Source organism: Streptomyces sp. NPDC032472, assembly GCF_040636955.1.
GTDB lineage: Bacteria > Actinomycetota > Actinomycetes > Streptomycetales > Streptomycetaceae > Streptomyces.
On the sequence record NZ_JBEZVK010000004.1, the window covers coordinates 57,903 to 71,639 of the forward strand.

Annotated in this window: 7 protein-coding genes; 3 read left to right on the top strand and 4 right to left on the bottom strand. The window is 70.7% G+C overall.

The genetic code is table 11. The features are described 5' to 3' along the window. Positions 1-559 precede the first annotated feature (559 nt). From AB0F11_RS03550 to AB0F11_RS03560, 3 genes are all read right to left on the bottom strand, one after another. Positions 560-2,101 carry an FG-GAP-like repeat-containing protein gene (locus AB0F11_RS03550; RefSeq protein ID WP_362167903.1) on the bottom strand — a complete coding sequence of 514 codons (1,542 nt, stop codon included), beginning with the start codon at positions 2,099-2,101 and terminating at the stop codon, positions 560-562. 180 nt (positions 2,102-2,281) lie between these two features. Then, positions 2,282-4,735, bottom strand: coding sequence for a trypsin-like serine protease (locus AB0F11_RS03555; protein ID WP_362167906.1), 2,454 nt, complete (start codon positions 4,733-4,735; stop codon positions 2,282-2,284). 314 nt (positions 4,736-5,049) lie between these two features. Continuing rightward, entirely contained in the window at positions 5,050-5,565 is a 516-nt protein-coding gene (locus tag AB0F11_RS03560; RefSeq protein ID WP_362168192.1) for a hypothetical protein, read from the bottom strand. A 599-nt stretch (positions 5,566-6,164) separates the two neighbouring features. Between AB0F11_RS03560 and AB0F11_RS03565 the strand changes: the two genes are divergently transcribed. Then, complete coding sequence (locus AB0F11_RS03565; RefSeq protein ID WP_362167908.1) at positions 6,165-9,530, top strand: hypothetical protein; 3,366 nt, start codon at positions 6,165-6,167, stop codon at positions 9,528-9,530. Positions 9,531-9,673: 143 nt separating this feature from the next. Here the strand turns inward: AB0F11_RS03565 and AB0F11_RS03570 are convergent, their stop codons facing one another. Then, the gene (locus AB0F11_RS03570; protein ID WP_362167910.1) at positions 9,674-11,209 is read right to left on the bottom strand and encodes an AMP-binding protein; all 1,536 of its coding nucleotides are present in this window, start codon (positions 11,207-11,209) and stop codon (positions 9,674-9,676) included. A gap of 186 nt (positions 11,210-11,395) precedes the next feature. Here AB0F11_RS03570 and AB0F11_RS03575 point away from each other — a divergent pair, with 186 nt between their 5' ends. Both AB0F11_RS03575 and AB0F11_RS03580 read left to right on the top strand, forming a co-directional pair. After that, positions 11,396-12,583, top strand: a complete 1,188-nt coding sequence (locus AB0F11_RS03575; protein ID WP_362167912.1) for an amidohydrolase family protein — start codon at positions 11,396-11,398, stop codon at positions 12,581-12,583. Beyond that, positions 12,583-13,737, top strand: coding sequence for an acyl-CoA dehydrogenase (locus tag AB0F11_RS03580; RefSeq protein WP_362167914.1), 1,155 nt, complete (start codon positions 12,583-12,585; stop codon positions 13,735-13,737). The genes AB0F11_RS03575 and AB0F11_RS03580 overlap by 1 nt, the downstream gene beginning before the upstream one ends.

The following is a 13,737-nucleotide window of genomic DNA, read 5'->3' on the forward strand; positions in this document are numbered from 1 at the left end:
GCGTCCGCCGTCGGGCGGCCGCCCGCTCCCCGAAGCCGGGCTCGGCGCCCGATGCTTGCCCGCCGGGCCGCGACAGTGGCCGCGCCTCCCGAGGCCGGGGCCCGGTGCCGCCTGTCCGGGGGACCCGGCGGGTCGGCATGCCGACCCGCTGCGCCGGGTCGTTTCCCCACCCCGCCCCTTCCCGAACCGGGGCTCCGCCCCGGACCCCGGTGCGGGGCTGCGCCACGCACCCCTCCCCCTGACTCCGTCCGGGGGATCCCCCAGGGGGAACGCCGCGCAGCGGCACGATCCATCCTGCGCGGCCTTTGGGCGCACCGGGCGTGGAGCGCCTGGAATACCGGGCCGGGCGAAGCCCGTGCACCCGGCGGGGGCCAGGCCGGGGGCCCATCGGTCACCGGGGCCCGAGCCCCGTCGAACGCGGCCACGCAGGCATGCTCGTGGAGCTGTCATCCGACTTGTCGGCGTCATCCTCCGCGTTCTGGTCAGGGTTGCGTCCGTCCGGTCGGTGTGGACCGGACGGACGCGGCTGTGCCTGCCGGCAGCTGGCGAGCCGGTGTGGTTATACGCCGCTGGCGATCTGGCCGATGCCGTTCCATCCGTCGACTCGGCCGTTGCCGAGCCAGGCGCTGTAGGCGGTGCTGGTGCCGCTGCCGCGCAGCAGGAAGTCGGCGTGGGTGTCGCCGTTGAAGTCAGCGAAGTGGACGCGGTTGTGTTCGGTGGTCACCCCGGAGGCGACTTGACCGACGTTGTTCCAGCCGCCGGCTACGTCGCCGCCCATGTTGATGTGGACGTTGACGGAGCCGTTGGGGTTGATGACCCAGTAGTCGGCCTTGCCATCACCGTTCCAGTCCGCCAGGCGTACCCGCGAGCGGTCGGTGGTGGTGCCGGTGGCGACCCTGCCGATGCCCTGCCAGGCGTTGGGGCCGCGGTTCAGCCAGACGCTGACGTTGCCGTTGTCGGCGATGGTGAGGAAGTCCGAGCGGCCGTCACCGTCCCAGTCGGCGAAGCGGACCTCGTCCTGCTTGGTGGTGACGCCCGACGCGACGATGCCAAGGTTCTGCCAGCCGGCGCCGACGTCGCCTCCGCGGTTGATGTGGACGTTGACGGAGCCGTTGGGGTTGATGACCCAGTAGTCGGCCTTGCCGTCGCCGTCGAAGTCGGCGAGGCGTACGCGCGAGCGGTCGGTGGTGGTGCCGGTGGCGACCCTGCCGATGCCCTCCCAGGCGTTGGGGCCGCGGTTCAGCCAGACGCTGACGTTGCCGTTGTCGGCGATGCTGATGAAGTCGGGCTTGCCGTCACCGTTCCAGTCGGCCCACCGCACCTGGTCACTGCCGCCGGCCTCGTTCGCGGCGGCGGAGCGCCGCGGTTCGATGGTCTTGGTGATCCACTGGGCGAGGTCGTCGGTGCGGGCGGCGATGGCGCCCGTACGGGTTTCGGCCGGGTTGGCGCCCAGGCAGCCGCCCTGCCAGGAACGGCTGTTGACGCCGACGAGTTCACCCGCGGCGTTGAGGAGGGGGCCGCCGGTGTCGCCCTTGCAGATGGCGTCGGTGCCCTTGCCGGTGATCGCCAGGGTGGTGGTGGCCGCGGAGTCGAGGGTGAACGTGCCGGTGTGGAGCTTGCCCGGCACCCACTCGGTCTTCGTCCGGCCGAAGCCGGCGGAGGTGAGGTCGGTACCGGCCGCGGGGGCCGTGGCGGCGACCTTGGCGGTGGCCGCGTCCCTGGCCGGCAGCACGAGACGGGCCAGGACCAGGTCGCGCTCCGCGCGGGGGGCGATTTCGGTGACTTCGCGGGTCTCGCCGTTGGCCAGCGTGACGGTGGCCTGCAGAGCGGGCTTCCCTGCGGGAACCTGCTCGCCCGCGCGGCTGGCGAAGCAGCTGGCGGCGGTGGCGACCCACCACTGGTCGACGAGCGTGCCGGTGCAGGCGCGGGCGTTGGCCTCGTCGCCGATGTTCAGCTTCACGACGGGTGCGTACTGGCCGGACGGGGCTTCCGGGCCGGTGAGGGCATGGGCCGGGGCGACGGCGACCAGGCCGGCGGCGACCGCGGTCGCAGTCACGACGAGGCTGGTCATCCGCGCCGGACGGGGACGGAGAGCAGACATGGGGAACTTCCTTATTGATGGAATTCGGTGCGCGATTGCGCGAGCGGCTCGGGTAGGGCCGGCTCCGGGAGGTGAGTCGTCGCGTCGCGTCGCGTCGCGGCTGCCCCGCTCCGGGGCGAGGCAGCGGCCCGCCCGTACCACGGTGGTTGCCGTGGTACGGGCGGGCCGGTGAGCGGCGTTCTACTTGGTGGTGGTGACGGTGATGTCGGTCGGGCTGCTGAGGGTGCCGGGGATCGCGCGCCAGGCGGTCCAGGCGTCCATCGTGGTGTCGAGGGTGGTGTTCTGGACCTTGCCGCCCGCATCGGTGGCGTAGACGTGGACGTTGTTCGCTGCGGAAGTGCTCGTGATGCGGGTCAGGCTGCTACCGCCGATCTTGTTCCAGGTCGGCTTCCAGCTTCCGGCCAGGTAGTCGCCGGTCTGCGCATAGAGCGCGCCGTCGGAGCCGATGGCCTGGACGCGGACGGTGTGGCCGATGCCGGAGACCGCGATGTCCTTGGCGCCGGTGAGGTTGCCGGGCAGCTCGCCCCAGACGGTCCAGTTGCCGGTGCGGCTGTCGAAGTCGCGACCGTAGACCTTGCCACCGTTGATGCCGTAGAGGCGGACGAAGGGTCCGGCCTTGACACTGGTGATGCTGGTCAGGCCCGTTGCCCCGGCGACCGGCGTCCAGGTGTTGTTCCAACGGCCGGCGTTGTAGTCGCCGGTCTGCGTGTACAGGTCACCGTTCGAGCCGATGATCTGGACGTACAGCACGTTGTTGATCATCGCGGCGGAGACGTCCTTGACGCCGCCGGCGCCACCGGGGATGTCCGTCCAGTTGCCCCAGGTGTTGGTGCGGACGTCGTACGTGCGGTCGTAGACCTTGCCACCGGCGATGCCGACGTAGCGGATGACGCCGCCGTGGTCCACTGCGGTGAGGTTGGTGATGGTGGCGCCGCCGACGTTGGCCCACTGGGCGCCGAAGGCGCCGGTGTCCAGCTTGCCGTTCTGGCTGAACAGGGTGCTGCCGGCAGCTGCGGCGAGTGTCACCTTCGTGGGGGTGACGGCGACCGCGGCGGCGACGTCGGAAGCCCCGGAGAGGCCGCCCTGGACCTCGCTGAAGGCGCTCCACGAACCGGTGGCGGCGTTCATCGATGCGTTGCTGATCTTGCCGTTGGCGCCGACGGCGTAGAGCTCGATGGTGTTGCCGGACGGGATGCTGCTGATGCGGGTGAGGCCGGTGCCGCCGACCTTGGTCCACGCGTCGTTCCAGCGGCCTGCGTCGTAGTTGCCGAACTGGGTCCAGACCCCGCCGTCGGAGCCGATGATTTGGACGTGGACGTTGTTGCCGACGGTGCTGGAGGCGATGTCGACGGCGCCGCTGACGCCGCCCGGGACCGCGCCCCAGGGAGACCAGGAGCCGGTGCGGGTGTCGTAGTCGCGGCCGTAGACCTCGCCGCCGCCGATGGCCTGGACGCGCACCGTGGTGCCGGATACCGCGCTGGTGATGTGGGAGAGCCCGACCGCACCGACCGCGGTCCACTTCGTGTTCCAGCGGCCTGCCCTGTAGTCGGCGGCCTGCTGGTACAGGTTGCCCTCGGAGCCGACGATCAGCACGTGGACCGTGTCACCGACCAGGGCGGCGGAGATGTCCTTCGCTCCGGCGGCGTCGCCGGGGACCTGGCCCCAGCCGGACCACTTGCCGGTCGCGAGGTCGAGGTCCTGGCCGTAGACGCGGCCGCCCGCGATGGCGTAGGCGCGGACCGAGTCCCCGTGGCGGACCGTGCTCACCCGGGAGACGTCTTGGCCGTCGACCTTGCCCCACGACGCGCCGTACTCGCCGTACCCGAGGTCGCCGGCCTGCGACCACATGGTGCCGCCGCCACCGGCGAGCAGGGCCACCTGGTCGCCGTTGCGAGGAGCGGTGACCTGAGCGATCCAGGCGCCGAGGTCGTCGACACGGGCGGAGACGGCGCCGGTGCGGGTCTCGGCCGCGTTCGTGCCCAGGCACCCTCCCTGCCAGGAGCGGCTGTTGACGGCCACGAGCTCCCCGGCCGCGTTCAGCAGCGGGCCGCCGGTGTCGCCCTTGCAGATGGCGTCGGTGCCCTTGCCGGTGATGGCGAGGGTGGTGGCGTCAGAGCTGTTCACGGTGAAGGTACCGGTGTGGAGCTTGCCGGGCACCCACTCGGTCTTCGTCCTGCCGAAACCCGCCGCGGTCACGTCGGTACCGGCAGCCGGAGTGCTTCCGGCGCGCTTGGCGGGGGCGATGCCCACGGCCGGGGCGGCAAGTCGGGCCAGGACCACGTCTCGGTCGGAGGTACTCGCCGAGACCTCGACGATGTCACGGCTCTGCCCGTTGCTCAGCCCCGCAGTCGATTTCAGGGCGGGCTTTCCGGCCGGAACCGGCTTACCGGGGGTGGCCGCGAAGCAGCTCGCGGCGGTCAGGACCCAGCGCGGGTCGACCAGCGTGCCAGTGCAGGCCCGGCTGTTGGCCTCGTCGCCGATGGTCAGCTTCACGGTGTAGGCGTGCTGGGCCGCCTGGGCTTCGGGTCCGGTGACCGCCTGTGCCGAGCCGGCCGATACGAGGCCTGCGGCAACCGCGGTGGCGGACACCAGTAGACCGGTCATCCGCGCGGAGCGCAGATGGGGTACAGACATGCTTCTCCCTTTGGAGCAGAGCGTCGGCACGCGGGATTCTCACGTGTGCCGGGGCGCAGGTCGACTGCGAAGTCGACCGTTGAGTCGGTGTGGTCGGGCCTCGGCCGGGGGCCGCTTGTCCGAAACGTCGCGGGCGCCGAGCCGGCTGTAGGAAAAGAGCGGATGGCGGTACGCGAACGATTCTCTCCGGGCGATCCTGGACCTCGTGGGAGAGAAGCAGATCGGATTCGGCTTCAGCGAATCCGTATGCAGCGCATCAGGGATTCGGAGTCGATGACTCGAGACAGGCGAAAGAACCGCCAGCCACAGGGGCTTTACTTGGCAGTCCTGATTTCCATGAGCATGAAATCACGGCCCTGCGCGTCCGCGCTCTCGCCGACCGGAGTCCAGTCGTTCTTCTTCACCTCGAACGTCTTCTCCTCGGCACCGGCCGACATCTCCACCTGCGTGTTATAGCTGTTTCCCTGGATGAAGTAGACCGCGGGAATCTCCAGAGTCAGGTAGCCACTGGTGCCCGTGACGCTGAAGCAGGTCTTTTCGTTCTTGCGGCCCCAGACCTCAAGCAGGTCGGTCGCGCTCCCGCAATCGGCGAGGAGGATATGGCCATCGCCGCGCTTGAGCGTGATGTGCCGCTCCGCAAGGATCTTGTCGGCGTTCGGATAGGCAAAGTCCTCGATGGCGTAGCCAGGGCCTTCGTCGGCGACCGCCTTCATGGAGGAGGTGTCCGCGGCGGATACGCCCGTCACGCCGCCCGCAATCGCGAACCATGCCAAGGCGCTGGCGCCCGCGGCTGCACCAAAGGTTCGCAGAATTGCCTTACGTGCCTTCATTGCTGTCCTAGTCGTCGGTTTCGAGGAAGTCTCGAAAGATGCATCAACGCCGGAGGTGAAGGCCGTCATCTGACCAACGGGAAACGACTCGTCCATGAGTCCGTCACCCACTGGAAGCCCCCCACTCCCAGCCGGATCGTAACTGTTCGTCAGGAGTTCCGTAAAGCTGGCCAGGGGCAGGTCGGTGACGAAACAGCGACGCACCGAGTCGCCCCCGCCGCACCTCCCGCATCGAAACGCACTGCGCCGACAGTCGTCCATCGATTACCAGGGTGCGAAACGGGGCAAGCCGCCCATGTGGGGAGTGACTTGTGCCACGCTGGAGAATCTCGCCGGTGGCTGCGGAATGTTGAGTTCCGAATTCCCTAACTGGAAGGCGGGATTCCAGATTTTCCCATGACTCAAACCGTGTCGTACGCTGCGTGTCGCGGGTGTTCAATACGCTGATTGCCTCGTAAGGTCGCGGTGCACATCTGTCGTGTCCCCGCCCGACTTCCTTACGGGCCGGGGCACATGGGCGCGGCCAAGGCAATTTCCCTGTCTGGCGATTCGCCACCGCCGGCGTGTCAACCGCCAGGCGCTGATTCCGAAGGACCGTTTTGGACACCATCTATTGGAGCAGGCGGCGTGTTCTCACCGCTGTAGCTGCCACCACGGCTGTCGTCACCACCTCCAGCCTGGTTCTCAACCCCGTAGCGGCATGGGCCGATACACCGCCGCCAGAGGGCGACGGCGGTGACCCGTTCAGGCTGCCCGACACCCCTCGAGCCAAGGTCGTCAAGGCGTGGCTGCTGGGTGGCAAGGGTGTCCGCGCCGCCGCCGAAGCGGTGTTGACCGGATCCGACGCCGAGGTCCAGACCTTCCTGACCGTCACGCTCCCCGCGGAGACGGCGATGGACAATCGCGTTGCCCTTGCCACCTCCCTCACGAGAGGCGGCAAGGGCACCCGGCGTGAGGCCATCGCGGCGATCAACGGCGGCGACGCCTCCATCGCCGCCTACCTCGCGGGCGGCTTCAAGACCGCCATCGCGGAGGACCTGCGGGTCGCCACCGGAATCGTGATGGCCAACGGCGGCAAGGGTGTGAACCGCGCAGGGAGCGAGGCCCTGAATGCCGGCACCCAGGCCGCGTTGGAGACATTCCTCACCGACGGCCAGTACACCGCCCGCCAGGAGGACATGCGCGTCGAGGTCGGCAAGCTCTCCTTCCAGGCGGGTCCGGAGGTGAAGAAGTACGCCTCGCGTGCCATGTCCGGCACCGCTGCCGACATCGAATGGTTCCTGGAGACCGGCCAGCACATCGCGCGCGCCCGCGACCAGGAGGCCTCGAAGATCGAGGAACTCGTCGCGGTCGTCGAACGCGAAGGCAAGAAGGCCGACGCGATGACGAAGCAGGCCGAGGAGGCCTCCGCCCGCGCCGTCAAGGCGGCGGACCAAGCCAAGGAGGCGGCGGAGAAGGCGGCGTACGAGGCCCAGCAAGCCCAGGCCGATGTGGCCAAGTCCGGCAGGGCCGCCCGCAAGGCCTCCGAAGCCGCGAAGGGGGCGGCCGACTCGGCGCGTGTCGCGACCAGCGCTTCCCACGCCGCCGTTCAGGCTTCCCGCCGCGCCGCTTACGCCGCCGCCGCCGCGAGCCAGGCCGCGGCCACCGCCGGCTCCGCTGCGGCCCAGGCATACGGCGCCGCCATCGCCGCGTCCAAGGACGCCTCCCAGGCATCCGCCGCCAAGGACGCCGCCGTCTCCGCCCGCAACGCCGCGGCCAGGGCGCGCAGTGCGGCGACCGCCGCCGACTACGCCGCCAATGCTGCGTCCCAGGCTGCGGGCGCCGGGTCCGCCGCCGCGTCGGCAGCGCGCAACGCCGCGGCCGCCGCGAAGTCTTCGGCGGTGGCAGCCGAAGCCGCGGGCGTCGCCCAGGCGGAGGCCGCAGAGGCCAAGCGCGAAGCGCAGATCGCCAGCGCCAACGCCCAGCTCGCCACCAATGCCGCCGGTATGGCACAGAATCTTGCGAACACGGCCGCGGCGGCTGCCCGCACCGCACGCGACGCGGCGAACAGCGCGGCCGACCACGCCGAGAAGGCCGCGGCCGCCGCGGAGTGGGCTGTCCAGTACGCAGGCCAGGCAGTGGAGTACGCGAACAAGTCGACCGAGTTCGCCAACGAGGCCAGCAAGGCCGCGAAAACCGCCACCGACGCCGTCGCCCAGGCGGTCGCGGTGGAGCAGGCCGCGCGGGAGGCCGAGTGGCAGCGCCTCGACCAGGACACGCAGCAGGCGATCGAGGAGACCCGTCTGCTCAAGCGGATCGAGGACCTGGAGCGGGCGGAACTCGCCGAGAAGCGCACCCAGGCCGCGCAGGCCGACCAGGCCCAAAAGGACCTCATAGCCCAGGCCGAGTCGGCACTCAAGGCAGGTGACACGAACCTCGCCGCCACCCTTGGACGCAAGGCGGCCGTCACCATGATGCGTTCCAAGGGCACCTGGTCGCTTGAGGCCGCACGCTTCGCCCTGTCCGGCACGGACTCCGACGTTCACACCTGGATCGACACCGCCCGGCAGATCGCCCAGCGGCAGGACGACCGGGAGACCAGCCTCTATCTCGCTCGGACCTGCGCCCCGGACATCGCCGATGCCGCGACCAAGGCGTTGGCGAGCAGCGACGCGGAAGCCGCCACGAAGTTCCTCGGCGGCGGCGCCATCCAGGCCGCCGCGACGGAGAACCGCGTCCTGGTCGGCCGCATCCTGGCCGGCAACCCCGGCAAGGCGGTGAAGGCGGCGGCGACCGAGGCGCTGAACGCCGGAACCGCCCAAGCCCTGCACGAATTCATCAACGTCAAGCACGAGGCGGCGCAGCAGGAGGACGACGCGGTCGCCACCGCAGCCCTCATCGCCACGGGGGGCCGGTACACCCAAGCTCATGCCAAGGCCGCGATGGAGGGCCCGGCGTGGATGCGCCGCAACTTCGTCTCCTCGGTCCAGTACAAGACCGCTCTGCTCGACTACGACTCCGCCACCCACATCGCCGCCATGCAGGGCGCGATCGCGGCCGCCGCAAAGATCGCGTACAAGGCCCAGGAGAACGCCCACCGTGCCCAGGAGGCGGCTGCGAAGGCCCGTGACGCCGCCACCGAAGCGCTGCAGTGGGCGGACAAGGCGAAGCAGTCGGCAACGCAGGCCGCCACCTCCGCACAGCAGGCGAACACGTTCGCGAATGACGCCGAGCAGTCGGCGGCGTCCGCGCAGGCCTCGGCCGACCGGGCGAAGAAGGCGGCCGCCACCGCGCGCACCGCCGCGCGCTCGGCGAACTACTCCGCCAACCGTGCCCTGGACGCCGCCCGCAGCGCGGTCGCCTCCGCCAACGCCGCTCAGGCTTCGGCCGCTTCCGCCCACGCCTCCGCCGTTCAGGCCGGACAGGACGCGAAGACGGCGGCGGCTGCGGCGAGCGACGCGCACCGGATCGCCACGGAAAAGCGGACGGCTGAAGTCGCGGAGGCTGCCAAGAAGGCGGCCGAGGAGGCGCGCGCGGCCAAGGAAGCCGGGAAGAACCCGGCCGACACCCCTGACAACGACACCGTCAAGAACGACCTTCCCTGGTGGAAGGACGCGAAGTGGTGGGCGAACGCGGCGAACTGGGCGAGCATCGGCACGGGTTTCCTCGCCGCCGGCTTCGGTATCGCCGGTATCTTCTTCCCGCCCCTGGAGCTTGTCGCTGGCGGGCTCGCGTGGACCTCCCTCGGCCTGTCCGCTGTCAGTACCGTGCTCACCGGAATCGGCTACGGATGGACGAGCGGCGAATTCAAGACGTCCCTCGGGGGCACGGCTCTGGGACTCCTCACCTTCGGCCAGTCCAAGTGGATCGGCGCGCTCAGCAAGATCGACGGCAAGGTGGTGGCTCCTGTGGCCACGAAGATCACGCAGTTCGGACACGACCTCATATCACCGGTCACCGGCCTCTTGGGAACCCTCGGCTTCTAAGGACGTAGAGGCAGTTAGGCGTTCAGGGCCGGTGGCCGGTATGCCATCGGCCCTGCCGCGTACGCCGAAGCCCCCAAAGGCGGCCGGCGCACTTGAAGGCGGCGCTGAGCTGTGACCTGGCCAGGCGGGCGGCCCTGGCCGGGCTACGCGAAGCGTTCGCGGAGTTTGTATTTGAGGACCTTGCGCAGGGTCTCGTTGCGGGGGAGGGCGTCGACCAGCTCCAGCTGCTCCGGCAGTTTGTGCGGGGACAGGCCCTGGCTGCGCAGGTACGCCGTCACCTGGGGCAGGGTCAGCGGGGTCGCGCCCGCGGGCTGCTCGACGACCGCGCAGACGCGTTCGCCGCGGTCGGGGTCGGGCAGGCCGATGACGGCGGCGTCGCCGACGCCGGGCAGGCGGTGCAGGAGGTCCTCTATCTCCTTCGCGGAGATGTTCTCGCCCTTGCGGATGATCACGTCCTTGCTGCGGCCGGTGAGGACCAGGTATCCGTCGGCCGTCAGGTGTCCGAGGTCGCCGGTGACGAGGAAGCCGTCCGCGTCGAAGGCCTCGGCGGTGGCGCGCGCGTCGAGGTAGCCCCGGCAGACGGCCTCCCCGCGCAGCCGGACCTCGCCGTCGGTGCCGGCGGGCAGCGGTTTGCCCTCGGCGTCGGTGATGCGGATCTCCATGCCGGCGGGCGGCCGGCCCTCGGTGCCGGCCAGGTGTTCGGCGGTGTCGTCGGGCGAGCCCATGGTGATCATCGGGACCTCGGTCATGCCGTAGCCGTGGGTGAGCCCGCAGCCCAGCTCGCGCACGACGGCGTGGTAGAGCTCCGGCGGCTTGGGGGCGCCGCCGCCCGCGAGGAGGCGCAGGGTGGGGATCAGCTTCCGGGACGGGTCCTTGCGCTGCTCGGCGAGGAACATCGAGTAGAAGGCGGTGGAGCCGCCCGCGACCGTGACCCCGTGGCGCCGGTAGCCGTCCAGGGCCTCGGGCAGCGCGAACTTCTCGAAGAGCACGGCCGGGAACCCGTAGAGCAGCAGCATCACCAGGTAGTCGGGCCCGCCGATGTGCGCGTACGGGAAGGCGATCGAGCCCACGTCGTCGGCGCCGAGCTGCAGGGCGTGGGCCAGGCAGGAGCCGCCGGCGATCAGGGAGCGGTCGGTGTGCAGGACGCCCTTGGGGTCCGAGGTGGTGCCGGAGGTCCAGTAGATCCAGCGTACGGAGGTCCCGTCGGCCGGCGGCGGGGGCAGTACGGCCGGATCGCCCTCGGGCAGGGTGTCGTACGCCTCGAAGACGCCCGGCGCCCCGAGCCGGCGGGCCATCGCGGTGTGGTCGAAGCCGCGCCACGTGCCGGGCACGGCGAAGTGCGCGGCCCCGGACTCGCGCAGGGCGAAGCCCACCTCGCGGTCGCGGTAGAAGGGGATGACCGGGGACTGGACGGCGCCGAGCCGGGCCAGGGCCAGGGAGAGCAGCACGGTCTCGATGCGGGTGGGCAGCTGCCAGGCGACGACGGTGCCGGGGCGCATGCCCCGGTCGTACAGGCCGGCGGCGGTGCGCTCGGCGCGCGCCCGCAGCTCCCCGAAGCCGATGCGGCGGCCGCCGTCGGCCTCGATCAGGACCGGGGCGCCGGGGGTGAGCGCGGCCCGGCGCTCGACCAGCTCCCACAGGGTGGGGGACTGTGCCAGCTCTCTCGCGGTGTCCGCCATGGCGGCCGACCTCCGTCCTGTCGTAGCGGTGCGGCGACCGAAGCCATTCCATTCCGTTCAATCTGACGGATAGTCAGATCGAATGGAGAGCGTAGGGCTCCGGCGCTTGTCGGTCCAGGGGTCGCGGGGCTAGCTTGTTTCTGACGATCCATCAGAAACGCCGGACACGGTGTGTTGGGGGGACCCATGGAACTGCCTCGGATCATCAGCGTCGACGATCACGTGATCGAACCGGCGCACCTCTTCGAGACCTGGCTCCCCGCCAAGTACCGCGACCGGGGACCACAGCCGCTGACCGCCGGCATCGGAGAGCTCCAGTACGTCGGCGGCAAGTACCAGATCACGATGGACCCGGACGGCCCGCCCACCGACTGGTGGATCTACGAGGACCTGAAGTTCCCGTACAAGCGCAACATCGCCGCCGTCGGCTTCGACCGCGACGACATGACCCTGGAGGGCATCACCCGCGCGGAGATGCGCCGGGGCTGTTGGGACCCCAAGGCCCGCCTGGCCGACATGGACCTCAACCACGTCGAGGCCTCCCTGTGCTTCCCCACCTTCCCCCGCTTCTGCGGCCAGACCTTCGCCGAGGCGCACGACAAGGAGGTGGCCCTCGCCTGCGTCCGCGCCTACAACGACTGGATGGTCGAGGAGTGGTGCGGCGACAGCGGCGGCCGGCTGATCCCGCTGTGCATCATCCCGCTGTGGGACATCGGCCTCGCCGTCGCCGAGATCCGGCGCAACGCCGCCCGCGGGGTGCGGGCCGTCACCTTCTCCGAGATCCCCACCTACCTCGGCCTTCCCTCCATCCACTCCGGCTACTGGGACCCCTTCTTCGCCGTCTGCCAGGAGACCGGCACCGTCGTCAACATGCACATCGGGTCCTCCTCCCAGATGCCCGCCGCCTCTCCCGACGCGCCGCCCGCCGTCCAGGCCTCGCTGAGCTTCAACAACGCGATGGCCTCGATGATGGACTTCCTCTTCAGCGGGGTCCTGGTGAAGTTCCCGCAGCTCAAGCTCGCCTACAGCGAGGGCCAGATGGGCTGGATCCCGTACGCCCTCGAACGCGCCGACGACGTCTGGCAGGAGCACCGCGCCTGGGGCGGGGTCCGCGACCTGATCCCGGAGCCGCCGTCCACGTACTACTACCGGCAGATGTTCTGCTGCTTCTTCCGCGACAAGCACGGCATCGCCTCGCTCGACGTCGTCGGCCGCGACAACGCCACCTTCGAGACCGACTACCCCCACGTGGACTCGACCTTCCCGCACACCAAGGAGGTCGCCCTCGACCATGTGAAGGGCCTCGACGAGGAGACCGTCTACAAACTGATGCGCGGCAACGCCATCCGCATGCTCGGCCTGGACCTCGTCTGATGGACCTCTCGTACACCGAGGAGGAGCAGGAGTTCCGCGCCCGACTGCGCGCCTGGCTCGCCAAGGTGCTGCCCGAGTTGCCGCCCAAGCCCTCTGCGGACGACTGGCCGGGCCGGCGCCGTTACGACCTCGGCTGGCAGCGGCGCCTGTACGACGCCGGCTACGCCGGGCTGCACTGGCCCGTCGACGCGGGAGGCCGCGGCGCCACCCCCACCCAGCACCTGATCTTCCTGGAGGAGACCGAGCGGGCCGGCGCCCCCTACGTCGGCGCGAACTTCGTCGGCCTGCTGCACGCCGGCCCGACCATCGCCGCCGAGGGCACCGCCGGGCAGCGGGCGCGCTGGCTGCCGCCCGTGCTGCGCGGCGACGAGGTGTGGTGCCAGGGCTTCAGCGAGCCCGGTGCCGGCTCCGACCTCGCCGCCCTGCGCACCCGCGCCGTCCGCGACGGCGACGCCTACGTGGTCACCGGCTCGAAGATCTGGACCTCCCACGCGGAGGTCGCCGACTGGTGCGAGCTGCTGGTCCGCACCGACCCCGAGGCCCCGAAGCACCGCGGGATCTCCTGGCTGGCCCTGCCGATGGACGCCCCCGGGGTCACCGTCAGGCCGCTGCGCACCCTCGCCGGCTCCGCCGAGTTCGCCGAGGTGTTCCTCGACGAGGTCCGCGTCCCGGTCGCCAACCGCGTCGGCGCGGAGAACGACGGCTGGCGCGTCACCATGGTCACCCTCTCCTTCGAGCGCGGCACCGCCTTCGTCGGCGAGGTGGTGGCCTGCCGGCGCACCCTCGGCGAGCTCGCCCGCGCCGCACGGGCCAACGGCCGCTGGGACGACCCGGTGCTGCGGCGCAGGCTGGGCCGGCTGTACGGGGAGTTCGGCGCCCTGTGGCGGCTGACCCAGTGGAACGTCAGCGAGGCGCAGCGCACCGGCGGGGTCCCCGGCACCGGCGGCTCCGTCTTCAAGCTGGCCTACTCGCACGCCCGGCAGGAGCTGTACGAGGCCGCCGCCGAGGTGCTGGGCGCGGGCTCGCTCGCCCTGGAGGAGGAGTGGGTGCGCGAGCGGCTCTCGTCCCTGTCGTACACGATTGCCGCGGGCACCTCGCAGATCCAGCAGAACATCGTCGCCGAGCGGATCCTCGGCCTCCCGAAGGGCCGGTGA